The sequence below is a fragment of the Klebsiella sp. R445 genome (genome assembly GCF_051131755.1).
In the GTDB taxonomy this organism is placed as follows: Bacteria; Pseudomonadota; Gammaproteobacteria; order Enterobacterales; family Enterobacteriaceae; genus Klebsiella; species Klebsiella lignicola.
The window spans coordinates 3,991,225-4,016,199 of record NZ_CP180446.1 but is presented as its reverse complement, the minus strand read 5'-3'; the positions used below and the strand labels follow the sequence as shown (position 1 = coordinate 4,016,199).

Annotated in this window: 27 protein-coding genes and 1 pseudogene; 19 read left to right on the top strand and 9 right to left on the bottom strand. The window is 55.9% G+C overall.

The window, feature by feature from the left end; all coding sequences use genetic code 11:
* Nucleotides 1-47: 47 nt before the first annotated feature.
* Nucleotides 48-1,259, top strand: a complete 1,212-nt coding sequence (locus ACMYSN_RS18885) for an MFS transporter (RefSeq protein WP_462495774.1) — start codon at nucleotides 48-50, stop codon at nucleotides 1,257-1,259.
* Nucleotides 1,260-1,262: 3 nt separating this feature from the next.
* Here ACMYSN_RS18885 and speB read toward each other — a convergent pair whose 3' ends face one another.
* From speB to ACMYSN_RS18865, 4 genes and pseudogenes are all read right to left on the bottom strand, one after another.
* Entirely contained in the window at nucleotides 1,263-2,183 is a 921-nt protein-coding gene (speB, locus tag ACMYSN_RS18880; protein WP_434583116.1) for an agmatinase, read from the bottom strand.
* Nucleotides 2,184-2,387: 204 nt separating this feature from the next.
* The gene (gene speA, locus ACMYSN_RS18875; RefSeq protein WP_123756515.1) at nucleotides 2,388-4,364 is read right to left on the bottom strand and encodes a biosynthetic arginine decarboxylase; all 1,977 of its coding nucleotides are present in this window, start codon (nucleotides 4,362-4,364) and stop codon (nucleotides 2,388-2,390) included.
* An 88-nt stretch (nucleotides 4,365-4,452) separates the two neighbouring features.
* A pseudogene (gene yqgB, locus ACMYSN_RS18870) lies at nucleotides 4,453-4,563 on the bottom strand (acid stress response protein YqgB); the annotation flags it as partial.
* 91 nt (nucleotides 4,564-4,654) lie between these two features.
* Entirely contained in the window at nucleotides 4,655-4,804 is a 150-nt protein-coding gene (locus ACMYSN_RS18865; protein ID WP_419144743.1) for a hypothetical protein, read from the bottom strand.
* Nucleotides 4,805-5,270: 466 nt separating this feature from the next.
* On the opposite strand from ACMYSN_RS18865, the gene metK reads away from it, so the two are divergent.
* The 8 genes from metK to ruvX all read left to right on the top strand — a co-directional run bounded on the left by metK (nucleotide 5,271) and on the right by ruvX (nucleotide 12,721).
* Nucleotides 5,271-6,425 (top strand): methionine adenosyltransferase, encoded by a 1,155-nt coding sequence (metK, locus tag ACMYSN_RS18860; protein WP_041147193.1) that lies wholly within the window; start codon nucleotides 5,271-5,273, stop codon nucleotides 6,423-6,425.
* Nucleotides 6,426-6,828: 403 nt separating this feature from the next.
* A complete protein-coding gene (locus ACMYSN_RS18855) occupies nucleotides 6,829-8,223 on the top strand; it encodes a sugar porter family MFS transporter (RefSeq protein ID WP_123756514.1) in 1,395 nt (464 codons plus the stop codon).
* 79 nt (nucleotides 8,224-8,302) lie between these two features.
* On the top strand, nucleotides 8,303-8,818 hold the full coding sequence (locus tag ACMYSN_RS18850) for a SprT family zinc-dependent metalloprotease (protein WP_123756513.1): 516 nt from the start codon (nucleotides 8,303-8,305) through the stop codon (nucleotides 8,816-8,818).
* A 153-nt stretch (nucleotides 8,819-8,971) separates the two neighbouring features.
* Nucleotides 8,972-9,679, top strand: coding sequence for an endonuclease I family protein (gene endA / locus ACMYSN_RS18845; RefSeq protein WP_462495773.1), 708 nt, complete (start codon nucleotides 8,972-8,974; stop codon nucleotides 9,677-9,679).
* An 87-nt stretch (nucleotides 9,680-9,766) separates the two neighbouring features.
* Nucleotides 9,767-10,498, top strand: coding sequence for a 16S rRNA (uracil(1498)-N(3))-methyltransferase (gene rsmE, locus ACMYSN_RS18840; RefSeq protein WP_123756511.1), 732 nt, complete (start codon nucleotides 9,767-9,769; stop codon nucleotides 10,496-10,498).
* Nucleotides 10,499-10,518: 20 nt separating this feature from the next.
* On the top strand, nucleotides 10,519-11,466 hold the full coding sequence (gshB, locus tag ACMYSN_RS18835) for a glutathione synthase (RefSeq protein WP_462495772.1): 948 nt from the start codon (nucleotides 10,519-10,521) through the stop codon (nucleotides 11,464-11,466).
* A 275-nt stretch (nucleotides 11,467-11,741) separates the two neighbouring features.
* Nucleotides 11,742-12,305 carry a YqgE/AlgH family protein gene (locus tag ACMYSN_RS18830; RefSeq protein WP_123756509.1) on the top strand — a complete coding sequence of 188 codons (564 nt, stop codon included), beginning with the start codon at nucleotides 11,742-11,744 and terminating at the stop codon, nucleotides 12,303-12,305.
* Entirely contained in the window at nucleotides 12,305-12,721 is a 417-nt protein-coding gene (gene ruvX / locus ACMYSN_RS18825) for a Holliday junction resolvase RuvX (RefSeq protein WP_123756508.1), read from the top strand. The genes ACMYSN_RS18830 and ruvX overlap by 1 nt, the downstream gene beginning before the upstream one ends.
* A 74-nt stretch (nucleotides 12,722-12,795) precedes the next feature.
* Here the strand turns inward: ruvX and ACMYSN_RS18820 are convergent, their stop codons facing one another.
* Both ACMYSN_RS18820 and ACMYSN_RS18815 read right to left on the bottom strand, forming a co-directional pair.
* The gene (locus ACMYSN_RS18820) at nucleotides 12,796-13,449 is read right to left on the bottom strand and encodes a LuxR C-terminal-related transcriptional regulator (RefSeq protein WP_462495771.1); all 654 of its coding nucleotides are present in this window, start codon (nucleotides 13,447-13,449) and stop codon (nucleotides 12,796-12,798) included.
* 334 nt (nucleotides 13,450-13,783) lie between these two features.
* Complete coding sequence (locus ACMYSN_RS18815) at nucleotides 13,784-14,764, bottom strand: type IV pilus twitching motility protein PilT (protein WP_462495770.1); 981 nt, start codon at nucleotides 14,762-14,764, stop codon at nucleotides 13,784-13,786.
* A gap of 16 nt (nucleotides 14,765-14,780) precedes the next feature.
* Here ACMYSN_RS18815 and ACMYSN_RS18810 point away from each other — a divergent pair, with 16 nt between their 5' ends.
* The 8 genes from ACMYSN_RS18810 to ACMYSN_RS18775 all read left to right on the top strand — a co-directional run bounded on the left by ACMYSN_RS18810 (nucleotide 14,781) and on the right by ACMYSN_RS18775 (nucleotide 21,605).
* Nucleotides 14,781-15,485: a pyridoxal phosphate-binding protein gene (locus tag ACMYSN_RS18810; RefSeq protein WP_462495769.1), complete on the top strand. Its 705-nt coding sequence runs from the start codon at nucleotides 14,781-14,783 to the stop codon at nucleotides 15,483-15,485.
* A 17-nt stretch (nucleotides 15,486-15,502) separates the two neighbouring features.
* Nucleotides 15,503-16,069 (top strand): YggT family protein, encoded by a 567-nt coding sequence (locus ACMYSN_RS18805; protein ID WP_462495768.1) that lies wholly within the window; start codon nucleotides 15,503-15,505, stop codon nucleotides 16,067-16,069.
* Nucleotides 16,066-16,356, top strand: coding sequence for a DUF167 family protein YggU (gene yggU, locus ACMYSN_RS18800; RefSeq protein WP_123756503.1), 291 nt, complete (start codon nucleotides 16,066-16,068; stop codon nucleotides 16,354-16,356). The genes ACMYSN_RS18805 and yggU overlap by 4 nt, the downstream gene beginning before the upstream one ends.
* Nucleotides 16,357-16,368: 12 nt before the next feature.
* Complete coding sequence (locus tag ACMYSN_RS18795) at nucleotides 16,369-16,962, top strand: non-canonical purine NTP pyrophosphatase (protein ID WP_462498288.1); 594 nt, start codon at nucleotides 16,369-16,371, stop codon at nucleotides 16,960-16,962.
* Complete coding sequence (hemW, locus tag ACMYSN_RS18790; RefSeq protein ID WP_462495767.1) at nucleotides 16,955-18,094, top strand: coproporphyrinogen-III oxidase family protein; 1,140 nt, start codon at nucleotides 16,955-16,957, stop codon at nucleotides 18,092-18,094. Before ACMYSN_RS18795 ends, hemW begins: the two co-directional genes overlap by 8 nt.
* 314 nt (nucleotides 18,095-18,408) lie before the next feature.
* The gene (locus tag ACMYSN_RS18785; protein ID WP_434583101.1) at nucleotides 18,409-19,458 is read left to right on the top strand and encodes an ABC transporter substrate-binding protein; all 1,050 of its coding nucleotides are present in this window, start codon (nucleotides 18,409-18,411) and stop codon (nucleotides 19,456-19,458) included.
* 58 nt (nucleotides 19,459-19,516) lie between these two features.
* Entirely contained in the window at nucleotides 19,517-20,353 is an 837-nt protein-coding gene (locus ACMYSN_RS18780; RefSeq protein WP_462495766.1) for a sugar ABC transporter ATP-binding protein, read from the top strand.
* Nucleotides 20,354-20,357: 4 nt separating this feature from the next.
* Complete coding sequence (locus tag ACMYSN_RS18775) at nucleotides 20,358-21,605, top strand: sugar ABC transporter permease (protein WP_462495765.1); 1,248 nt, start codon at nucleotides 20,358-20,360, stop codon at nucleotides 21,603-21,605.
* Between the two features lie 53 nt (nucleotides 21,606-21,658).
* On the opposite strand, the gene ACMYSN_RS18770 is transcribed toward ACMYSN_RS18775, so the two are convergent.
* From ACMYSN_RS18770 to trmB, 3 genes are read right to left on the bottom strand one after another with little or no spacing between them, the layout of a single operon-like run.
* Nucleotides 21,659-22,378, bottom strand: coding sequence for a YggN family protein (locus ACMYSN_RS18770; protein WP_123756498.1), 720 nt, complete (start codon nucleotides 22,376-22,378; stop codon nucleotides 21,659-21,661).
* A gap of 50 nt (nucleotides 22,379-22,428) precedes the next feature.
* Nucleotides 22,429-22,755, bottom strand: a complete 327-nt coding sequence (locus ACMYSN_RS18765) for a YggL family protein (RefSeq protein ID WP_123756497.1) — start codon at nucleotides 22,753-22,755, stop codon at nucleotides 22,429-22,431.
* Nucleotides 22,755-23,474, bottom strand: coding sequence for a tRNA (guanosine(46)-N7)-methyltransferase TrmB (trmB, locus tag ACMYSN_RS18760; RefSeq protein ID WP_123756496.1), 720 nt, complete (start codon nucleotides 23,472-23,474; stop codon nucleotides 22,755-22,757). The genes ACMYSN_RS18765 and trmB overlap by 1 nt, the downstream gene beginning before the upstream one ends.
* Before the next feature lie 136 nt (nucleotides 23,475-23,610).
* On the opposite strand from trmB, the gene mutY reads away from it, so the two are divergent.
* Together mutY and ACMYSN_RS18750 are read left to right on the top strand one after the other, a co-directional pair.
* Complete coding sequence (gene mutY, locus ACMYSN_RS18755) at nucleotides 23,611-24,669, top strand: A/G-specific adenine glycosylase (protein ID WP_462495764.1); 1,059 nt, start codon at nucleotides 23,611-23,613, stop codon at nucleotides 24,667-24,669.
* A gap of 27 nt (nucleotides 24,670-24,696) precedes the next feature.
* Nucleotides 24,697-24,969: an oxidative damage protection protein gene (locus ACMYSN_RS18750; RefSeq protein ID WP_123756494.1), complete on the top strand. Its 273-nt coding sequence runs from the start codon at nucleotides 24,697-24,699 to the stop codon at nucleotides 24,967-24,969.
* Nucleotides 24,970-24,975: the final 6 nt, after the last annotated feature.

Below are 24,975 nucleotides of genomic sequence, written 5' to 3'. Positions count from 1 at the left end.
AAAAATAACCACATCGCGTTATCGTTGATCAAGAGAGAAAAATAAAAATGACCGCAAGATGGCAGGGAACAATCGCACTTCTGGTGCTAATAATCATTTCTTACGTGGACCGGGTAAATATCTCGGTGATGATTCTCAACCCCGATTTCGCCGCTCACTTTCAGTTAAATGATAACAGAATGTTACAGGGAATGCTGATGACCTGCTTTCTTCTGGGTTATGGATTTTCGGCACTGTTATTAACGCCGGTTATAGAAAGTAAACTTAATTACCGTCAGGGGTTATTAGGCAGTATTACCCTGTGGGCGCTGATTTGCGCCATCTCGCCGCTGCTGGGTTCGCTGATGGGGATGCTGATCGCCCGGCTGATCCTCGGAATAGCGGAAGGCCCACTGTTTTCACTCAAAACGCGCTTTATCAGCGACAACTTCGCCGCCGAGGCCATCGGCAAACCGAATGCCGTCACCGCCCTGGGCGTCTCTTTGGGGCTGGCGCTGGGCTTTCCGCTGATCACCTTTCTGGTGGAACACCAGGGGTGGATGGGATCGTTTTACAGCCTGGCGCTACTGAACCTGCTGCTCGGTGGCGGCGTGGTGTGGCGCTTTTTACCCGCCCCGGCCGCCAGGGCGAACGCCGTCAGCCCCGGCTTTCGCCAGACGTTTCTGTTGGCGTGGCGTACGCCGCTACTCGGCTGGATCCTGCTGGTTGAAATTGCCACCCTCAGCTACCTGTGGGGCAGCAGCGCCTGGCTGCCGGCCTGGCTGCGCGATGAGCACCACTTTTCCCTTCAGGCCACCGGGTTTCTGGCCGCAATCCCTTTTTTGCTCAGCCTCGGGTCGAAATTTCTCGGCGGCGTGCTGCTCGATAAAATGCGCCCGGAGCAGGCGCCGCTGCTGTTTGTGGTTGGCGGCTTTCTCACCGCCGGTTCGGTGCTGGCGCTGATGCTCAGCCAGCAGCCGGCCATGCTGGCGCTGTTTATGCTGTCGGCCAATATCTTCTGGGGGCTGCAGGGCGCGGCGATCCCGGCGGTGGTTCAGCATCATGCATCGCCACAGGCGGTGGGCAGTGCCTACGGTATTATTAATGGGATTGGTAATCTCTGCGCGGCGTTTATTCCGCTGCTGATGGGGATGGTGATGAAGTCGGTGGGATCGGTAAGTTCAGGGTTTTCGGTGCTGGTGGCCTCGCAGGTGATAACGCTGCTTGCCGGAGGAGTGTTGCTGCTGCGCATGCGTCGCGCAGCAGCCGTGCGGGTCTGAGGCTTATTCGCCTTTTTTCGCCGCCTGAATGTACAGCATCTCCAGCGCCAGCGTCGCCGCGGCCAGAGCAGTGATCTCAGACTGATCGTAAGACGGCGCAACTTCCACCACGTCCATCCCGACGATATTCAGATCCTTCAGGCCGCGCACCAGTTTGATCGCGCGGTCTGAGGTCAGCCCGCCAATCACCGGCGTACCGGTTCCCGGAGCAAACGCCGGATCCAGCGCGTCGATATCAAACGTCAGATATACCGGCATGTCACCAACAATCTGTTTCACCTGCGCGATGATGTCGTCAACGGAACGATCGTTGACCTGGCAAGCGTCGAGCACGGTAAAGCCGTTATCTTTGTCGAACTCAGTACGAATGCCGATCTGCACCGAGTGGTTCGGGTCGATCAGGCCTTCTTTCGGCGCGGTGAAGAACATGGTGCCATGGTCAAATTCGCAGCCGTTAGCGTAGGTGTCGGTGTGCGCATCAAAGTGCACCAGCGCCATCTTGCCGAAGTGCTTCGCGTGAGCGCGCAGCAGCGGCAGGGTGACAAAGTGGTCGCCGCCGAAAGAGAGCATCCGTTTACCGGCTGCCAGCAGTTTTTCAGCGTGGGCCTGCAAACGTTCACTCATGTCGCGCGCATCGCCGAAGGCGTAAACCAGATCGCCGCAGTCAACCACGTTCAGACGCTCGCGCATATCGAAGTTCCACGGGAAGCGGTTGCCTTCCCAGGCGAGGTTGGTAGACACCTGACGGATCGCCGCAGGACCGTGACGTCCGCCCGCACGACCGGAGGTTGCCGCATCAAAAGGAACGCCGGTGATCACCCAGTCGGCGTCGCTGTCGTACGGCTGGAAGTTCAGCGGCAGACGCAGAAAACCAAACGCGTTAGATACCAGGGAGTTATCGTATTGATGACCTAAGGTGCTCATGAGAATGACCTCTTTTTACCGTCGATGTATGTTTATACAGATATAAAAAAACCCCTCCGCGTCGTTAGGCCCGACGAGGAAGGGTTTGAATAGGGGACTGCTTGTTAGTGCGAATTATCGCCGTTAATGCGTACGGGTTCAAGTCGGCATCACAGTTGTGTGACCGGGTGCCCTCCCCCGACTGCAGAGAGGGCCCGTAAAACATTATTCGTCTTCCAGATAGGTGTACCCGTAAAGACCAGCTTCGAACTCTTCGAGGAACTGCACCTGTAGCGCCTCGTCCAGACCGGAGTTTTTCACCTGGTCGCGGAACTGGGTCAGCAGGGTGTTGGGATCCAGCTGCACATATTGCAGCATATCCGCTACGGTATCCCCTTCGTCGGACAGCTCCACTTCGACGCTGCCGTCAGGGAACACAAACACGTCTACCGCTTCGGTATCACCGAACAGGTTGTGCATGTTGCCGAGGATTTCCTGATACGCACCGACCATAAAGAAGCCCAGCATCGGCGGGTTCTCAGGGTCGTACTCCGGCATCGGCATGGTGGTGGCAATGCCGTCGCCATCCACATAGTGGTCAATGGCACCATCGGAGTCGCAGGTGATATCCAGCAGCACCGCACGGCGCTCAGGCACCATGTTCAGCCCTTCCAGCGGCATCACCGGGAACAGCTGATCGATACCCCAGGCATCCGGCATCGACTGGAACAGCGAGAAGTTGACGTAAATTTTATCCGCCATACGTTCCTGCAGTTCGTCGATAATCGGACGATGCGCACGGTTGCTCGGGTCGAGCTGCTTCTGAACCTCATGGCACATGTTCAGATACAGCTGCTCTGCCCAGGCGCGTTCCTGCAGGTTAAAGGTGCCGGACGAGTAGCCAATGTGAATATCGTGCAGATCCATCTGGCTGTCGTGCAGCCATTCGCGCAGCGAGCGGCGGTTGCCGGTCTCGTGCATCTCCTGCCAGGTTTCCCACATGCTCTGCAGCGGACGCGCCGCGTCCTGCGCCGGCGGGGTCGCTTCGGTGTATTCGTTGCGCTCAACGCCGATGATGTTGGAGACCAGCACGGTGTGGTGCGCCGTCACCGCGCGCCCGGATTCGGTAATCACCGTCGGGTGCGGCAGACCGTTCTCTTCACAGGCATCGCCAATCGCCCAGATAATGTTGTTGGCATATTCGTTCAGGCCGTAGTTCACCGAGCAGTCGGACTGCGAACGGGTCCCTTCGTAGTCAACGCCAAGGCCGCCGCCGACGTCAAAGCACTGAATATTCACGCCCAGCTTATGCAGCTCGACGTAGAAGCGGGCCGACTCGCGCACGCCGGTGGCGATATCGCGAATGTTGGCCATCTGCGAGCCGAGGTGGAAGTGCAGCAACTGCAGGCTTTCCAGATGCCCCGCGGCACGCAGAATCTCAACCAGCTGCAATACCTGGGTGGCAGCCAGGCCGAACTTCGATTTTTCACCGCCGGAAGACTGCCATTTACCGGAACCCTGCGACGCCAGACGTGCACGCACACCCAGGCGCGGAACGACGTTCAGGCGCGCGGCTTCTTCCAGCACGATCGCGATTTCCGACATTTTTTCGATGACCAGATAGACCTTGTGGCCCATCTTTTCACCCACCAGCGCCAGGCGGATGTATTCACGGTCTTTATAACCGTTACAGACGATCACGCTACGGGTCATCCCCGCATGGGCCAGAACCGCCATCAGCTCCGCTTTGGAACCGGCTTCCAGTCCCAGCGGCTCGCCGGAGTGAATCAGCGACTCAATGACACGGCGATGCTGGTTAACCTTGATCGGGTAAACCAGAAAGTAGTCGCCGTTATAGCCATAGGATTCACGCGCACGCTTAAAGGCGGCGTTAATCGAACGCAGGCGGTGCTGCAAAATCTGTGGGAAGCAGAACAGTGCCGGCAGGCGCTGCCCCTGCGCTTCGCGTGCTTTGACTAATTCAGCAAGGTCGACGCGGGCTTCCGGGACGTCAGGATCCGGGCAAACGCTGATATGGCCCAGTTCGTTAACGTCGTAGTAGTTATTACCCCACCAGGCAATATTGTAAGTACGTAGCATTTTGCTGGCTTCCTGGGAGCTCATCGCAACCTCCTGCATGGAACGTAGTACACCGTGTTCGCCTGCTGACGAAGGCGAAACTAAAGACATGTCGTCAGACATCGCGAACCTCGAATTCTCTAAAAAGTGTATACCCTATCGGCGTTGCGGCGCAGGCAGGCTGCCCGACAGCACGACCGACAACGGGTATAAAACAGTCAACTACTATCGCAGTCCAAAGACGCGATAACAACCCATGAACAGTCCTAAACCCCAGCAGATAGTGCTGGTTTTGCGACTGCGCGACCGGTTTCTTATTCATATCATAGTAAAACACATACCCGAACCTTATATGACAGTCCGGAGAAACCACGAGAAAACCCTTGCGATAGCTATAGCAAGAGAGCCCTTGTTCAGTTTTCAGATAGCCTGCCGGCCCTGGAATCCTGAGAAGCGCCGAGACGGGAAGAACATCGGCTGGTTTGCATGAGAGAGATGCTGATTGCGGGTAATTGACGCGCGACAGAACGACGCGACGAATCAAGTGAAAAACGTGGGTTCATTATCTGGTATCACCTCCACACTGCCCCGATACGGGCCAGCGACAAGCCAAAGCTAGACATACCGCAACAACGCCAAAACACGTTGTCGCAGAGTTCTGTATATACAGACTGCTTAACCCGGCTGGAAGTGGCGTCACGAGATGCTTTTCGTGCGCTTTTTTAATGAGCCGCGCGCGGCGTTTTATACCGAGAAGCGGGGTAAAAAGCAAAATAAAAATATGTGCATGCCGATGATTGGCAGGAAAAATTGCCACCTGCCTTTTTTCACAAATGCGAGACACATCAAAAAAGGCTGGAAATGGGATTAAGTTCTGACCTAAAATAGCCATCCAGAAGTTAATCCGTCTATACTGATTAACACTCAGACTGCTCGTGTCACTACCTGCAAGCTTTGGTAGAATCATCCACCGAAGCTAATCCACACAACAGTATGAGCTACACGAATACTCCACAGGTAAAATAAAACATGGCAAAACACCTATTTACGTCCGAGTCCGTATCAGAAGGGCATCCAGACAAAATTGCTGACCAAATCTCCGATGCAGTGTTAGATGCGATCCTCGAGCAGGATCCGAAAGCGCGCGTCGCATGTGAAACTTATGTCAAAACTGGCATGGTGCTGGTTGGTGGTGAAATAACCACCAGCGCATGGGTTGATATCGAAGAGATCACCCGTAATACGGTTCGTGAAATTGGCTATGTGCATTCCGATATGGGCTTTGATGCCAATTCCTGTGCCGTACTGAGCGCCATCGGCAAACAGTCCCCGGACATCAACCAGGGCGTTGACCGTGCCGATCCGCTGGAGCAAGGCGCCGGTGACCAGGGCCTGATGTTTGGCTATGCCACTAACGAAACCGACGTGCTGATGCCAGCGCCGATCACCTATGCTCACCGTCTGGTGCAGCGTCAGGCTGAAGTGCGTAAAAACGGCACCCTGCCGTGGCTGCGTCCGGATGCGAAAAGCCAGGTGACCTTCCAGTACGATGACGGCAAAATCGTCGGTATCGACGCGGTAGTGCTGTCGACTCAGCACGCCGAAGATATCGATCAGAAATCGCTGCAGGAAGCGGTGATGGAAGAGATCATCAAGCCGGTTCTGCCGACCGAATGGCTGAGCAGCGCCACCAAATTCTTCATCAATCCAACCGGACGTTTTGTTATCGGCGGCCCAATGGGCGACTGCGGCCTGACCGGTCGTAAAATTATCGTGGATACCTACGGCGGCATGGCTCGTCACGGCGGCGGCGCGTTCTCCGGTAAAGATCCTTCTAAAGTTGACCGTTCTGCGGCGTACGCAGCCCGCTATGTGGCGAAAAACATCGTTGCTGCTGGCCTGGCTGACCGTTGTGAGATTCAGGTTTCCTACGCCATCGGTGTGGCTGAACCAACGTCCATCATGGTAGAGACCTTCGGTACCGAGAAAATCGCCTCTGAGCAGCTGACGCTGCTGGTGCGTGAATTCTTCGACCTGCGTCCATACGGCCTGATCCAGATGCTGGACCTGCTGCACCCGATCTACAAAGAAACCGCCGCATACGGTCACTTTGGTCGCGAACATTTCCCATGGGAAAAAACCGACAAAGCCGCACTGCTGCGTGAAGCTGCCGGTCTGAAATAATCCCGCTGCTTTCTGCTGAACAGGCCAGCCTCGCGCTGGCCTTTTTATTGCGCCCTTTCCCCGCCTTTCAGCCCCCTGTGCCGTTTTCAGCCGCTGCGCTATTTTCCCTTCGGCCACTAAATGAAAGCGATTACATGAGCATAACCGCCACTCATTACCCATACTTATCGGTTAGTGAAACAATTTTTCACTGCGTTGCATAATGTTTCAGCTTTGTCTGATTACCGCTTTTTTGCGCTAGCTTTATAATCACATATCTATTTGAATTAAATAATATTTAACATATTACATTTCTTTACTCTTGTGTAACCGTTTACACAGCCGTGATTGCCATCACATTTTTTTGTTATCGACTCCCCTACTCTAACCATCGACAGAATCAATAACTCAACTGGAGGGCGTTATGCCTGACAACAAAAAACAAGGGCGCTCGAACAAAACGATGACGTTCTTTGTCTGTTTCCTCGCCGCGCTGGCTGGCCTGCTTTTCGGCCTTGATATCGGCGTCATTGCGGGCGCCTTACCTTTTATTGCCAACGAGTTCCAGATAAGCGCTCACACTCAGGAATGGGTGGTGAGTTCCATGATGTTCGGTGCCGCCGTCGGTGCCGTGGGCAGCGGCTGGCTCTCCTTCCGCCTTGGTCGTAAAAAGAGCCTGATGATCGGCGCTATCCTGTTCGTTGCCGGCTCGCTGTTCTCAGCAGCTGCGCCGAACGTGGAAGTCCTGCTTATCTCCCGCGTGCTGCTTGGCCTGGCCGTTGGTGTCGCCTCGTATACCGCACCGCTATACCTGTCTGAAATCGCTCCGGAAAAAATCCGTGGCAGCATGATTTCGATGTATCAGCTGATGATCACCATCGGGATCCTCGGCGCCTACCTGTCGGATACCGCCTTCAGCTACACCGGCGCATGGCGCTGGATGCTCGGCGTCATTATCATCCCGGCGATCCTGCTGCTGGTTGGCGTGATTTTCCTGCCGGACAGCCCGCGCTGGTTTGCGGCCAAACGCCGCTTTGTAGATGCCGAACGCGTACTGTTGCGTCTGCGTGATACCAGCGCCGAAGCCAAACGCGAGCTGGATGAAATTCGTGAAAGCCTGAAGATCAAACAGTCCGGCTGGGCGTTATTTAAAGAAAACAGTAACTTCCGTCGCGCGGTGTTCCTTGGTGTTCTGCTGCAGGTGATGCAACAGTTCACCGGTATGAACGTCATCATGTACTACGCGCCGAAAATTTTTGAACTGGCTGGCTATGCGAACACCACCGAACAGATGTGGGGGACCGTGATTGTCGGTCTGACCAACGTGCTGGCGACCTTTATCGCCATCGGACTGGTTGACCGCTGGGGCCGTAAGCCAACGCTGATCCTCGGCTTTATCGTGATGGCCGTCGGTATGGGCGTGCTGGGCTCAATGATGCACATCGGGATTCACTCTGCGGCTGCACAGTACTTCTCCGTACTGATGCTGCTGATGTTTATCGTTGGCTTCGCCATGAGCGCCGGTCCGCTGATCTGGGTTCTGTGCTCTGAAATTCAGCCGCTTAAAGGCCGCGATTTCGGTATCACCTGCTCAACAGCGACCAACTGGATTGCCAACATGATCGTCGGGGCGACCTTCCTGACCATGCTTAACTCGCTGGGCAGCGCGAACACCTTCTGGGTTTACGGTGGTCTGAACGTGCTGTTTATTTTCGTAACACTGTGGCTTATCCCGGAAACCAAAAGCGTTTCGCTGGAGCACATCGAGCGTAACCTGATGAGTGGCCGTAAGCTGCGCGAAATCGGCGCTCGCAACTAACCATCTACGCTTCCTCCCATGCCGGGAGGAAGCGTCTTTCCCTTGCTCTCCCCGTCACAGCGCACTATCCTCTGGCGCTATGAAAACACCCCGCATCCCCATCGCTATTCAACAGGCCGTCATGCGCAGCCTGCGGGAAAAACTTGCCCAGGCGAACCTCAAACTGGGTCGCCAGTACCCGGAACCAACCCTGGTCTATCAGCAGCGTGGTACCTCCGCCGGCACCGCCTGGCTGGAAAAAAACGAAATTCGCCTCAACCCGGTGCTGCTACTGGAAAACCAGCAGGACTTTATCGACGAGGTGGTGCCTCATGAGCTGGCGCATCTGCTGACGTGGAAACACTTTGGCCGCGTAGCGCCGCACGGGAAAGAGTGGAAATGGATGATGGAAAGCGTGCTCGGCGTCGAAGCCAAACGCACCCACCGATTCGAACTCGACTCGGTTCGCCAGAACACCTTCCCCTATCGCTGTCAGTGCCAGCAACATCAGCTCACCGTGCGCCGCCACAACCGTGTGGTGCGGGGCGAAGCAACCTACCGCTGTGTGCGCTGCGGCGATCTGCTGGTCGCCGACAAACAGACCCCTTCTGAGTAACACTGGCAAACCCGTCAGGCGGGAGGGTTGGCATCACCTACTCGTCGGGACTTTGCTATGTGGCGGCATTAACTGGAAATTTTCTGATCTAGCTGATTGCATCTGACAATCGCATTCGCTACGTTGCGGGCTCGTTTTGACACGGAGTTTACGATGTCCCGTATTGATGTTATTGCCGCGGCGTTATTGACCGCGGCGTTCAGTGGCCAGGTTGCGGCCGAAGGAATCAACAGTTTTTCCCAGGCCAAATCCGCCGGTGTGAAAGTGAATGCCGACGTGCCCGGTGATTTTTACTGCGGCTGTAAAATTAACTGGCAGGGGAAAAAAGGCGTTATCGATCTGGAATCTTGCGGCTATAAAGTGCGTAAAAATGAAAACCGCGCCAGCCGGGTTGAGTGGGAGCACGTGGTACCCGCGTGGCAGTTTGGCCATCAGCGCCAGTGCTGGCAGGATGGCGGACGTAAAAACTGCGCCAAAGACCCGGTGTATCGCAAAATAGAAAGCGATATGCACAACCTGCAGCCGGCGGTCGGTGAGGTGAACGGCGATCGCGCAAACTTTATGTACGGTCAGTGGAACGGCGGCGAAGGCCAGTACGGCCAGTGCACCATGAAAGTCGATTTTAAAGACAAAGTCGCCGAGCCGCCTGCCCGCGCTCGCGGCGCGATCGCCCGCACCTACTTCTATATGCGTGATACCTATCAGCTGACCCTCTCCCGTCAGCAAACCCAGCTGTTTACCGCCTGGGATAAGATGTATCCGGTGAGCTCCTGGGAGTGCGAGCGCGACGAACGTATCGCCAAAGTCCAGGGCAACCACAATCCATATGTCCAGCAAGCTTGCCAGGCGCAAAAGAGCTAACCTACACTAGCGACAATTGTTAATTTGCAGGTTCATCCCCCGGCCTTCCGGCAACGGTGAACCTGCGCGTAGAACGGAATATCAAGCATGCGCATCCCTCGCATCCACCACCCGGAACCGATTACGGTAGGTAGCCAACTCGCCCTTTCAGAAGATGCCGCCAACCACGTTGGTCGCGTATTACGTATGGGTAAAGGCCAGGAGATTCAGCTTTTCGACGGCAGTAATCAGGTGTTCAACGCGGTGATTGCCGAAGCGGGCAAAAAAAACGTGTTGGTTGAGGTGCTCAGCGCTGAGACCGACGACCGCGAGTCACCGCTGCACATCCACCTCGGCCAGGTGATGTCGCGCGGCGAAAAGATGGAATTCACCATTCAAAAGTCGATTGAACTCGGTGTAAGCCTCATAACGCCACTGTTTTCCGAACGCTGCGGCGTTAAACTGGATGCCGAACGTTTGCAGAAAAAGATCCAACAGTGGCAGAAAATTGCCATTGCCGCCTGCGAGCAGAGCGGCCGCAACGTGGTGCCGGAGATTCGCCCGGCGATGCAGCTGGAAGCCTGGTGTGCCGAGCAGGATGATAGCCTGAAGCTCAACCTGCACCCGCGTGCCAGCGCCAGTATTAACACGCTGCCGCTGCCGGTCGAGCGAGTTCGTTTGCTGATTGGGCCGGAAGGCGGTCTGTCGGCGGAAGAGATCGCGATGACCGCTCGCTACCAGTTTACTGATATTCTGTTGGGACCGCGCGTTCTGCGTACAGAGACAACTGCGCTTACTGCCATCACCGCCCTGCAGGTGCGTTTTGGCGACTTAGGTTGAAGCGTTAACGGAGAATAACAATGATCAAGCTCGGCATCGTGATGGACCCCATCGCAACCATCAACATCAAGAAAGACACCAGCTTCGCCATGTTGCTGGAAGCGCAGCGTCGCGGCTATGAACTCCATTATATGGAGATGAACGACCTGTACTTAATCAACGGTGAAGCACGCGCACGCACACGTACGCTGAGCGTGGAGCAAAATTACGATAAGTGGTACGACTTCACCGGCGAGCAGGATCTGCCGCTGGCGGACCTCGACGTGATTCTGATGCGTAAGGATCCGCCGTTCGATACCGAGTTTATTTATGCCACCTACATCCTGGAGCGCGCTGAAGATAAAGGTACGCTGATCGTCAACAAACCGCAGAGCCTGCGCGATTGTAACGAGAAGCTGTTTACCGCCTGGTTCGCCGACCTGACGCCAGAAACTCTGGTCACCCGCAATAAAGCCCAGTTGAAAGCCTTCTGGGAGAAACACGGCGATATTATTCTTAAACCGCTGGACGGGATGGGCGGCACCTCCATTTTCCGCGTGAAAGAGGGCGATCCTAACCTGCCGGTAATTGCGGAAACGCTGACTGAGCTGGGTAGCCGTTATTGCATGGCGCAGAACTATCTGCCGGCGATCAAGGATGGCGATAAGCGCGTGCTGGTTGTCGATGGCGAGCCGGTTCCTTATTGCCTGGCACGTATCCCGCAGGGCGGTGAAACCCGTGGCAACCTGGCCGCCGGCGGTCGCGGTGAAGCGCGTCCGTTAAGCGAGAGCGACTGGGCCATTGCCCGCCGCGTCGGCCCGACGCTGAAGGCCAAAGGTTTGATTTTCGTCGGCCTGGATATCATCGGCGATCGCCTGACGGAAATTAACGTGACCAGCCCGACCTGCGTGCGTGAAATCGAAGCAGCATTTCCGATCTCCATCACCGGTATGCTGATGGACGCTATCGAAATGCGCCTCAGCAAGTAAGCGGGTTCAGGCCACACAAAGGGGCAGAATGCCCCTCATGAGAATCCCGGTCCGAGCGAAACAATCTACGCATCTTTAGCCGGATTCAACGAAAGATTTCGGGTGACAGGAAGGCGATGACGCAGCGAGAAACCGGGAGCATAGTTTACTATGTGACCGGTTCGAGCGAGGAAATCAACGCATCTGTCGCCTGAAAGATAAAGTTGAATCGACAGGTCCAGGGTTTACCCGCATACTAAATGCTGCTTTTTGAACCAGGAACAGAACCTCTGACAATGAATTTACAGCATCACTTTCTGATTGCCATGCCTGCTCTTCAGGATCCTATGTTCCGCCGCTCCGTGGTCTATATCTGCGAGTATAACGAGGATGGCGCCATGGGGATTATCATCAATAAGCCGCTGGAAAATCTGCAGATTGACGGCATTCTGGAGAAGTTAAAGATTGTCGCCGAGCCGCGTAATCCGGATATTCGACTGGATAAGCCGGTGATGCTTGGTGGCCCTCTGGCGGAAGACCGCGGTTTTATTCTGCACTCACCCCCGTCTGATTTTTCCTCCAGCATTCGCATTTCCGATAACACGGTGATTACCACTTCCCGTGACGTACTGGAGACACTCGGTACGGACAAGCAGCCCGACAACGTGCTGGTCGCCCTCGGGTATTCCTCCTGGGAGAAAGGACAGCTGGAGCAGGAGATTCTGGATAATGCCTGGCTGACGGCCCCGGCGGATCAGAATATTTTGTTTAAAACCCCTATCGCCGACCGCTGGCGTGACGCGGCTAAGCTGATTGGTATCGATATTGTGACGATGTCTGGCGTCGCGGGGCACGCATAATGAGCGGAACATTACTGGGTTTTGATTTCGGCACCAAAAGCATCGGCGTCGCCGTCGGTCAGCGAATTACCGGGACCGCCCGCCCTCTTCCGGCCCTCAAAGCGCAGGACGGCAAGCCGGACTGGAACCTGATCGAAAAGCTGCTTAAAGAGTGGCAGCCAGAAGCCGTTATCGTCGGCCTGCCGCTGAATATGGACGGTACCGAGCAGCCACTAACCGCGCGGGCGCGCAATTTTGCCAATAAGATCCATGGCCGTTTTGGGGTCAAAATCACCTTACACGACGAGCGCCTGAGCACCGTGGAAGCCCGTGCCGGGCTCTTCGAGCACGGCGGATTCCGCGCTTTGAACAAAGGCAGTATTGATTCGGCTTCCGCGGTGATTATTCTCGAAAGCTATTTCGAGCAGGGTTTCTGAATCACCCTAAGGCGGATGGCGCCTTCTTATGCATATCGCATGGCGCCATCGCTTCCTTTGACCGTTCGAACACCTTAGTGACGCAAATTTTCATTTGCCCAGCTGACGGCCTGGGTACGGTTTTTCACGCTCAGCTTACGGAAAACGTTGTACAGATGAGTACGTACGGTGTTTTCGCTGATAAACAGTGCCCGGGCAATGTCCATATTGGTGGCGCCACAGCGTAACTCATTCAGAATTTCGCACTCACGCTCGGTCAGCGGCGAGCTTTCCGCAGGGATCGATGCATGATCCGCGGCATACATCGCCGGGTGCATCACGCTCAATTCAGCCGTCTGTTCGCCATTTAATACGGCCTTAACGCCCTCAATTAAGCGCGATTCATCATCGTCATGGCGGAAGACGCCGTACAGTGCCGGCCACTGCGCCATTTCATAGAGTTCATATTTCTGCGCGCTGTTGATAATCAGCAAACGCGGGCTGTCAGCATAAGAGCGAATAATATCCCGCCACAGGCCATTCAGCTTTTTATTCGACACGGCAATATCAAACAATATTACAGCATCTTTCGGCAAACGCTGAGTTAGCGGCTTATTGATATTATGAATCGTCACCATAACCGACAATGAATCCGTCAGATATGAGGCGAATGCCTTACTCTGAATTGACTGATGGGTAATAAAGACGACCTGACGAGAATCAGAATAATTACCTGATAAATTAATCACTTAAAACTCTCCTTAGCAAGCAACCCACCATCTTGGCGGTTAAGTTAATTAAACTTAAAATTACAAAAAATTAAAAAATTTACAAATTAAAACAATATTTAATGGGAAAAGTCCTATTCCCACAAACAGCATAATTCGAACCTACGAAAAGTGTCAAAAGATAATCTTACTTTTTTCTTAAATATGAGAGAACAATGCACTACGAGCCTGGCTACCGTCATTCATTTGGCCTGGTCATTTACGCTGATTAATATTCAACTGCAATAGCCGCAAACATTAATAAAACATTGCGATAACACCCCACTGGCATGACAACTGAATAATAAACCAACGCCTATAACAAACCGGATGCCACACGCTGTTGAAAACTTTGCGTAAAAGTCTGCATTCCGGCCTGCTGCCCGGTTTGCATCACGCCAGGCAGTTGGTGTGTTTTCCCTTCACGGATCAAATTTGCTACCGCCTGGGTATTCACCAAAAGCTCGTATAGCGCAATTCTGTCGCCTGACACAGTAGGTAACAATTTCTGGGCGAGGACGGCACATAGGCTTCCCGCCAGCTGGCTGCGGACCTGCTCTTTCTCCTGCGCCGGGAAAACGTCAACCAGACGCTCAACAGCCTGCGCCGCACCGCGGGTATGCAGCGTCGCCATCACCAGATGGCCGGTCTCTGCAGCAGTCAGTGCCAGACGGATGGTGTCGCTGTCGCGCAGCTCCCCCAACAAAATAACGTCGGGGTCCTGACGCAGTGCAACCCGCAGAGCGGAAGTAAAGGAGGGACAGTCACGTCCGATTTCACGTTGCTGCACCAGGCAGCGCTCGCTGCGGTGTATAAACTCCACCGGATCTTCGAGGGTCAGAATATGGCCATCACGCTGCTGATTAAGATGATGAACCATCGCTGCCAGGGTGGTGGACTTTCCGCTGCCGGTGGCGCCGGTCACCAGAATCAAACCGCTCTCTTCATTCAGCAGCTCCGTCAGCGCGTCCGGAACCCGGAGCGCGGGGAGCTGAGGACAGCTTTCCGGCAGCAGGCGCAGCGCCAGCGATACCCCACGAGTATGACAAAAGGCGCTGGCGCGCAGCCGTGGGCCGGCGGCCAGTGTTAAGGCAAAATCGACCTGGCCGTCAGCCTGCCAGTACGCGAGCTGCTTATCGTTGAGCCGCTCATGAAGCAGCTGCACGATATCCGGCGTATGAAATGGCGCGGGTTCCAGTTTTCCCTGGCGCCGCCAGCGGGGGGGTGACGCATTGCACAGGTGTAGATCGGAGACGTTATGCTTTACACTAAGGGCCACGATTTCTTCCAGCTCCATAACTCATCCTCGGAATATGAACGATATTGCGCATAACCTGGCACAGGTCCGGGACAAAATCTCAGACGCTGCCGCACGTTGCGGCCGCGATCCAGCAGAAGTGGTGTTGCTTGCAGTGAGTAAAACAAAACCTGCGAGCGCGATTGAAGAGGCGATGGCAGCAGGCCAGGTGGCTTTTGGTGAAAACTATGTTCAGGAAGGGGTGGAGAAAATTCGCCACTTCCAGCAGGCCGGCGCCAGCCATCTGCAATGGCACTTTATTGGGCCATTACAGTCCAACAAAAGTCGTCTGGTGGCGGAACATTTTGACTGGTGCCACACCGTCGATCGTCTGAAAATCGCTACGCGACTAAGTGAACAGCGCCCTTCGCATCTACCGCCGCTGAACGTATTGATTCAAATAAACATTAGCGACGAGCAGAGCAAATCTGGCATTCTTCCGGACGCGCTGGATGCCCTGGCGGCAGAGATTGCCGCCCTGCCAAACCTGCAGCTACGCGGGCTGATGGCGATTCCGGCACCAGAGTCAGAATATGTAAGGCAGTTTGCCGTGGCCCAACAAATGGCGGTAGCATTTGCGCGGTTGAAAACGCAATACCCTACGGTCGATACATTATCTCTGGGCATGTCGGACGATATGGAAGCCGCAATCGCGGCGGGAAGCACCATGGTGCGCATCGGTACCGCAATTTTCGGTGCGCGCGACTATAGCAATAATTAAGGAATCTGAGGAACGCCATGAAGACGTTGACTTTCCTGCTGGCAACCGTCATTGAGCTTTACACAATGATTATGTTGCTACGCGTCTGGATGCAGTGGGCACGCTGCGACTTTTACAATCCCTTTTCGCAGTTTATCGTTAAGGTCACCCAACCTGTCGTCGGGCCGCTGCGCCGCATTATCCCGGCCATGGGTCCCATCGACAGCTCATCGCTGCTGATCGCATTTATTCTCTGCGTGGTGAAAGCCATCGTGCTGTTTATGGTGGTCACCTTCCAGCCGATTATCTGGATTTCCGCGCTGCTGATTCTGCTCAAAACCATCGGCCTGCTGATTTTCTGGGTGCTGCTGCTGATGGCGATCATGAGCTGGGTAAGCCAGGGCCGCAGCCCGGTTGAGTTTGTGTTGATGCAGCTGGCTGACCCGCTGCTGCGCCCGATTCGCAAAATGTTGCCATCGATGGGCGGAATCGATTTCTCGCCAATGGTACTGGTTCTGCTACTGTACGTGGCCAATATGGGCGTCGCGGAACTGCTGCAGGCAACCGGCAACGTCCTGCTTCCGGGGTTATGGATGGCGCTATGAGTGCCGTCGAACTCTGCGCTGACGGGCTGGTGTTACGGCTGTATATTCAGCCCAAGGCCAGCCGTGATAGCATTGTTGGGTTACATGGCGACGAACTCAAAGTCGCCATTACCGCACCACCCGTTGATGGCCAGGCTAACGCCCATCTGGTTAAATTCCTCGCCAAACAGTTTCGTGTCGCGAAAAGCCAGGTACTTCTTGAAAAAGGAGAGCTTGGCCGCCACAAACAGATAAAAATCATCAACCCGCAACAGATCCCGACCGCGGTCGCGGCGCTGACAGAATAAACAGGATTAATGATGCAAAAAGTTGTTCTCGCCACCGGTAATGCCGGGAAGGTCCGCGAGCTGGCCTCGCTGCTGGAAGATTTTGGTCTGGATATCGTCGCTCAAACCGAGCTGGGCGTGGATTCCGCTGAGGAAACCGGGCTGACCTTTATCGAAAACGCGATTCTGAAAGCCCGCCATGCCGCTGAGGTCACCGGCTTACCGGCGATTGCTGACGACTCCGGCATTGCGGTCGATGCCCTGGGCGGCGCGCCGGGGATCTACTCTGCACGTTACAGCGGCGAAGACGCCAGCGACCAGCAGAACCTGGAGAAGCTGCTGGATGCCCTGCAGGACGTCCCTGACGACAAGCGCCTGGCGCAGTTCCACTGCGTGCTGGTCTATATGCGACATGCAGCTGACCCGACGCCGATCGTCTGCCACGGCAGCTGGCCTGGCGTGATTACCCGTCAGGCGGCAGGCCAGGGTGGCTTCGGCTACGACCCTATCTTCTTTGTGCCGTCTGAGGGTAAAACCGCAGCGGAACTCAGCCGTGAAGAAAAAAGCGCGATCTCCCACCGTGGACGCGCCTTGAAACTGTTACTGGAAGCATTACGTAATGGCTAATTTGCCGCCTCTGAGCCTGTATATTCATATTCCCTGGTGCGTGCAGAAATGCCCGTACTGCGACTTCAACTCGCACGCGCTGAAAGGCGAGGTGCCGCACGACGATTACGTGCAGCATCTGCTGAGCGACCTGCGGGCCGATGCCGCCTATGCTCAGGGACGTGAAATTGGCACTATTTTCATCGGCGGCGGTACGCCGAGCCTGCTTTCTGGCCCGGCGATGCAAACCTTGCTGGACGGTGTACGCGCCTGCCTGCCGCTGGCCGCCGATGCGGAGATCACCATGGAGGCCAACCCTGGCACCGTGGAGGCCGATCGCTTCGTTGAGTATCAGCGCGCGGGAGTCAATCGCATCTCCATCGGGGTACAAAGTTTTAGTGAACCTAAGCTGCAACGCCTTGGCCGTATTCATGGCCCTGACGAGGCCAAACGCGCGGCGCACCTGGCCCGCGGCCTCGGGCTGCGCAGCTTTAACCTCGACCTGATGCACGGCCTGCCGGATCAGTCGCTGGAAGAGGCGCTGGACGATCTGCGCCAGGCCATCGAACTCGATCCGCCGCATCTCTCCTGGTATCAGCTGACCATTGAGCCAAATACTCTGTTCGGCTCCCGTCCGCCGGTGCTGCCGGATGACGACGCGCTGTGGGACATCTACGAGCAGGGCCATGCTCTGCTGAGCGCTGCGGGCTACCAGCAGTACGAAACTTCGGCCTACGCCAAACCTGGCTATCAGTGTCAGCACAACCTGAACTACTGGCGCTTTGGTGACTACCTTGGCATCGGCTGCGGCGCGCACGGCAAAATCACCTTCCCGGACGGGCGAATTCTGCGTACGGCAAAAACCCGCCACCCGCGCGGCTACATGGAGGGGCGTTACCTTGAACGCCAGCATGATGTGGAAGCCTGCGATAAGCCGTTCGAGTTCTTTATGAACCGTTTTCGTCTGCTGGAAGCGGCGCCGCGCGAAGAATTCAGCCGCTATACCGGTCTGGATGAAAGCACGATCCGCCCGCAAATCGAGGCCGCCCTCGCGCAGGGCTATCTGACCGAAGATGCACATTACTGGCAGATAACCGAGCACGGTAAGCTGTTTTTAAACTCGCTGCTGGAGCTGTTCCTCAGCGAAGCGTAATCCGTCGGGCGGCTCCCCACCGCCCGTTTTATCGTGCACTTTTCGCCCTCACCCCAACGTTTTTTTCACCCGCGTTTCGGTCAAATCAGTTGCTGGTTTTTTATTCAGTTCTTTGCGACCAGTCACAGATCTGCATCGACATTTTTCCATTTCTTGACTCCTTTTTTAGGCAATGATAATCCTGCTTCATCGGTTGAGCAAATGTAAAACCGAAGTATCCTGCATGTGAATTATTGGTAACTCTTATTAAAAAAGTCTGAGTGACGCCGGCTCAACCCCGGCGGGAACACGCCTATAAAAAAGAGGGTAATACAATGAATTACCGTAATATTTTTATCGCACTCGCAACAATCTCCGGCAGCCTGGCCGCCTCGGCACAGGCGGCAGAATCCGCGACCGTGGCCTTTTTAATGCCCGATCAGGCCTCCACACGATATGAGCAGCATGATTTTCCGGGCTTCAAAGCCGAAATGAGCAAGCTGTGCGCGGACTGTAAGGTTATTTATCAAAATGCCAACGCCAGCGCGACGCTGCAACAGCAGCAGTTCAACTCGGTCATTGCCCAGGGGGCGAAGATTATCGTACTCGACCCGGTGGACTCTTCTGCCGCCGCCGCGCTGGTGGAAAATGCCCAGGCGCAGGATGTGAAAGTGATCGCCTATGACCGCCCAATCCCCGGTAAACCGGCGGATTTTTACGTCTCTTTTGATAACGAAGGTATCGGCTACGCTATTTCCCAGTCGCTGGTTAACCATCTGAAAGAGAGCGGCGTGCCAAAAGGGGCCGGAGTTCTGCAGATTAACGGCTCGCCGACCGATGCCGCCGCGGGGCTGATCCGCGATGGTATTCACCGTGGTCTGAAAGAGTCGGGCTACGCTACGCTGGCGGAGTTTGATACGCCGGAGTGGGCGCCGCCGAAAGCGCAGGAGTGGGCCGCCGGGCAGATAACCCGCTTTGGCGACAAGATTAAAGGCGTGGTCGCTGCCAATGACGGCACCGGCGGCGGTGCGATTGCCGCCTTCAAAGCCGCCGGCGTTCAGCCCGTCCCGCCGGTCACCGGAAACGACGCCACCATCGCCGCACTGCAGCTCATCATCGCCGGTGACCAATACAACACCATTTCCAAACCGTCAGAAATCGTTGCCGCCGCTGCGGCAAAAGTAGCCGTGGAACTCATTCAGGGCAAGAAACCGCAGGCGAGCACCACGCTGTACAACACGCCTTCGCAGCTGTTTACCCCGGCGGTGATCACCGCCAAAAATATCAAAGCGGAAATCTTCGATAAAAAGATCCAGACCTACGCTCAGGTTTGCAGCGGCGACTATGCCGCCGCCTGCCAGAAATTAGGTATCGAGAAGCAGTGATGTCCCTGCGCCCGTCTTCAGCGGCGGGCGTAGTATCGCCATGATTGAGGTCTCTTTTATGTTGCAAGCACAGTTGCACGAACACACACCAAAACCAGACCATGTCGCCAGCACCAGGCAACCCATTTTAAAACTGAGTCAGGTCTCGAAACACTTCGGTGCGGTCAGCGCATTGACCGATATCGAGCTGGAAGTCCACGCCGGGGAAGTGGTCGCGCTGGTCGGCGATAACGGTGCGGGTAAATCAACGCTGGTGAAAATCCTCGCCGGCGTACACCAGCCCACCGCCGGGACCATTGAATTCGACGGCAACATCATCACCCTCGACAGCCCCGGCAAAGCGCTGGAATACGGCATTGCCACGGTCTTTCAGGATTTAGCGCTGTGCGAAAATCTCGATGTGGTGGCCAACCTGTTTTTAGGCCACGAGATCGCGCCTTTCCAGCTGGATGAAGTTGCGATGGAGGTTCGGGCGTGGACCCTGCTGCAGGAGCTGGCGGCCAGGATCCCGTCGGTGCGCGAGCCGATCGCTTCGCTCTCCGGTGGCCAACGCCAGACCGTGGCGATTGCGCGTTCGCTGCTGATGAACCCCAAAATCATCATGCTCGATGAACCCACCGCTGCGCTTGGCGTCGCGCAGACCGCGGAGGTGCTGAACCTGATTGAGCGCGTTCGCGAGCGTGGGCTCGGGGTCATTATTATCAGCCACAACATGGAAGACGTACGCGCGGTGGCCGACCGGATTGTGGTTCTGCGGCTGGGGCGCAACAAAGGCATTTTCACTCCCGATGCGTCAAACCAGGATCTGGTGGCGGCGATTACCGGTGCGACCGAGAATGCCGTGTCACGCCGTGTCGAACGGAAATCACAGTTACGTTCTACTGAAGTGAGTTAACGTTATGAACAGCAAGATAGAATCTCGCCCTGCTCTGGATCGTAGCGATGAGCGCGTCCGGCACAACGATGGCCTGTTCGGCGTGGTGCGTGCGCAAATCAATCGCATCAGGACCGGCGATCTCGGCACCGCCCCGGTCATCGCCGGCCTGATCGTGATCTCATTGGTTTTCACCTGGCTCAACCCGGTGTTTATCGCCCCCAATAACCTCGTCAACCTGCTGTTTGACTGCGCCACCGTGGGCTTTATTTCGCTGGGTATCGTCTGCGTGTTGATGCTCGGAGAGATCGATCTCTCCGTCGGCTCCATGAGCGGACTCGCCTCGGCGATAGTCGGTGTACTGTGGGTGAATGCCGGCTGGCCGGTAGCCGCCGCCATCGCCGTCGCGCTGTTGTGCGGCCTGGGCGTCGGCCTGATTTACGCCCTGCTGTACACCCGAGTCGGGATGCCGAGCTTCGTGGCGACGCTCGCCGGCCTGCTGGCGCTGCTCGGGCTGCAGCTGTATATTCTCGGCCCCAGCGGCAGTATCAACCTGCCCTACGCCTCGCCGCTGGTGCGTTTCGGCCAATTGATGGTGATGCCCGGCTGGTTCTCTCATCTGATGGCGCTGCTGCCCGGGCTGGCGATGGTGGTTTTTGGCCTCAAAACGCGGACCCGTCGGCTGGCGGCGAACCTCTCGGCGGAAGCTGTCGGCTCGCTGCTGCTGCGCGCCATTGTGTTAACGGTGATTTTTGAAGCCGCCGTGTTCTATCTAAACCTCGGGCGCGGTGTACCGTGGATCTTCGGCCTGTTCGTGGCATTTGTGATGGTACTCAACTATGCGCTCAAGCGTACCCAGTGGGGGCGTTCGATGTTTGCCGTCGGCGGTAACCGCGAGGCTGCTCGCCGCTCGGGGATCAACGTGCGGACCATCTACGTCAGCGCCTTTATGCTCTGTACCACCCTGGCGACCTTCGGCGGTATTCTGGCGGCGTCTCGCCTCGCCTCCGCCAGCCAGCAGGCCGGGACCGGCGATGTGAACCTGAACGCGATTGCCGCCGCGGTCATCGGCGGCACCAGTCTGTTCGGCGGACGCGGTAGCGCCTGGTCCGCGCTGCTGGGGATCATCGTGATTCAGGCAATTTCGAATGGTCTGACGCTGTTGAATCTGCCGTCGTCGCTGCGCTACATCATTACCGGCTGCGTACTGGCGATTGCGGTGATTATTGACTCTCTGGCCCGCCGCTCTCGTGTTTCCCACGGGCGTGCCTGAGTGAACTGAATGCGGTGTGTCCCGGCACAGGCCGTGGCACACCGCGAAAGGCGTTACTTCAGAGTGCTCACCAGCGCCTTGCGGCTGTCTTCCAGGGAGACCACCCGGCTGCACACGTCTTTACCAAACTTCTGGAAATCCGCTTCCTGATTTTTCCACTCTTCCTGAATCGCCGTTTGCAGGCCGCCGAGACTGCCGAGGATCCCCTGTAACGGGTTGCCGCCGCCTTTCAGCACCGCTTTGGCGCCCATCTCGTTAATGCTGTCCTGCAGGATGCCGCCCATCGCCTGGTTCACCAGCTGCTGGCCGTCGGCCCGCACCTGATCGATCGCTTTATAGTGGAAGGTCAGACCGTCGCTGCGATGTTCGATAACCCGGTTCATCTGGGTTTTAAGCTGCGCGTCGAGCTTGGTCAGGCGGCCATGCATGCTGCTGCTGGCGCCCACCTGTTCGGTGATGATTTTATCCAGCGCCTGACGCCCTTTTTCGACCCTGGTGCGCGCGCCTTCATCAATCCACGGCAGGCTGCTGCGCAAACCGGCCTGATAATCCTGTGCCTGCTCGCGCTGGGCCGCAGTCAGGGTATACGACTTTCCGTTCCAGGTGAGGTTGCCGTCCGGCATTATCACCAGATCGCCGTTCTCTCCTTTAACCTGTACTTTTTGCGGACTGAGGATCACATCGTCACGCGGCGTGACGCTACACTGGTAGTCCGCATGCGCGGACAGAGCGGTAACGGACAATGCCACCGCCAACAGCGTTTTGCGCATCATAAAGCTCCCTTAAGACAAAACGGGTCGGCAATTGCCGACCCTTGTCAAACTTAGTCCCACCAGACGTCAAAAAGTTCGCTGGTGCGTACATCGGCGAGCTGGCGATCTTCCAGCCACTTGCGCACGAGAGCCTGATGTTCTTCCGTGCACTTGCCGATTTCCTGCATGCAAATCAGACCTTCCCAGGAGAGATAGCCGCTGCCGTCAAACGCCAGCTTGTTCGGCTCGATCACTTCATCGATCAGATCGTTCACGGTCTGGTCGATATGATCTTCAGTGCTCCCTTCCGGGAAACGCCATGCAACGGAAAAACCGATCTCCTGAAACTCATCGATATGCATTTTTTTACGCAGACGACGGCTACGATTTTTTGCCATTATTTTACCCTCTCGAACATTAAGTCCCATACGCCGTGGCCAAGACGATGACCACGCTGTTCAAATTTGGTTACCGGGCGCGATTCCGGGCGCGGTACGTAATCGTTGCTTTCCGACTGGTTACGATAGCCATCGAGCGATGACATCACTTCCAGCATGTGCTCTGCATAGGCTTCCCAGTCGGTCGCCATATGGAAGACGCCGCCCAGCTTCAGCTTACTTTTTACCAGCTCAGCAAACGGTGCCTGGACGATACGGCGTTTATTATGACGCGCTTTATGCCACGGGTCAGGGAAAAACAGCTGCACCATATTCAGGGAGTTATCCGGGATCATGGTATGCAGCACTTCCACCGCATCGTGACACATGACGCGCAGGTTCTGGACGCCCTCTTCTTCTGCGGAGGCCAGACATGCCCCGACGCCAGGCGAGTGGACTTCAATGCCGAGGAAATTCTGCTCGGGTTTGGCCTTCGCCATCGCCACCAGCGAGGCGCCCATGCCGAAACCGATTTCCAGGGTCACCGGCGCTTCGCGGCCAAACAGCGCGGAGAAGTCGAGTGGCGCTTCGTTGAATTCAACGCCCATCACCGGCCAAATATTATCCAACGCGTGCTGTTGCCCTTTTGTCAGGCGCCCCTGGCGGCGGACGAAGCTACGAATGCGGCGCAGCGGGCGGCCGTTTTCATCGAATTCCGGAGATATGACGTCGTTTTTCATAAAAGTTAAGTCTGCTTGTGAAAGTGTTCGGAAAACGGGCATTATCCAAAGTTACCCGACGGATGCAAGGGTTTACAGCCTGTCGCCCTTATGCTGCAATCTGCCACCCTGTTCTCGCGATTCCGGAGCTGTACCTTTGACTTTTCTCGCCGCGCAATTTTCAACCCAGGTGTTGGACTGGTACGACAAATACGGCCGTAAAACCCTGCCGTGGCAAATCGGCAAAACGCCTTACAAAGTATGGCTCTCCGAAGTGATGTTGCAACAAACCCAGGTCACAACGGTTATCCCTTATTTTGAACGCTTTATGGCGCGCTTCCCGACGGTGACCGACCTGGCTGCGGCGCCGCTGGATGAAGTCCTGCACCTGTGGACCGGGCTGGGTTATTACGCCCGCGCACGTAACTTACATAAGGCCGCGCAGCAGGTGGCCAACCAGCACGGCGGTGAATTCCCGCAGACCTTCGACGAAGTGGCCGCGCTGCCCGGCGTCGGACGCTCGACGGCGGGCGCTATTTTATCGCTTTCTCTCGGCCAGCATTTCCCCATTCTCGATGGCAACGTCAAGCGGGTACTGGCACGCTGCTACGCGGTTAGTGGCTGGCCGGGGAAAAAAGAGGTGGAGAAGCGTCTGTGGCAGATAAGCGAAGAGGTCACGCCGGCCAATGGGGTCGAGCGTTTTAACCAGGCGATGATGGATCTCGGGGCGATTGTCTGCACCCGGTCGAAGCCCAAATGCGAAATTTGCCCGCTGCATAATGGCTGCATCGCCTATGCAAACCATTCCTGGGCGCAATATCCAGGCAAAAAACCGAAACAGATTATTCCGGAACGTACCGGCTATTTGCTGCTGATGCAGCACGGTAATGAGGTGTTTCTCGCCCAGCGTCCGCCAGTGGGATTATGGGGCGGATTATTCTGCTTTCCTCAGTTTGAGGAGGAGTCCGCACTGCGTGAATGGCTGGCTCAGCGGCAAATTAAGGCCGATAATCTGACGCAGATGACCGCGTTCCGCCATACTTTCAGCCACTTTCATCTGGATATCGTCCCGATGTGGCTTCAGGTAGATTCATCCGGGTCATGCATGGATGAAGGCAACGCACTCTGGTATAACTTAGCGCAGCCACCGTCGGTCGGACTGGCCGCTCCCGTCGAGCGCCTGTTGCAACAACTGAAAGCCGGGGCACTGGCATAGCTTTCTGGCGAACAAAGAGGATCACTAATGAGCAGAACGATTTTTTGTACTTTCCTGCAGCGTGAAGCTGATGGCCAGGATTTCCAGCTGTATCCGGGCGAGTTAGGCAAACGTATCTATAACGAGATTTCTAAAGAAGCCTGGGCGCAGTGGCAGCACAAGCAGACCATGTTAATCAACGAGCAGAAGCTCAACATGATGAACGTGGAACACCGCAAGCTGCTGGAACAAGAGATGATCAAGTTCCTGTTTGAAGGGAAAGATGTGCACATTGAAGGCTACACGCCGCCAGAAAAATAGTCGTCG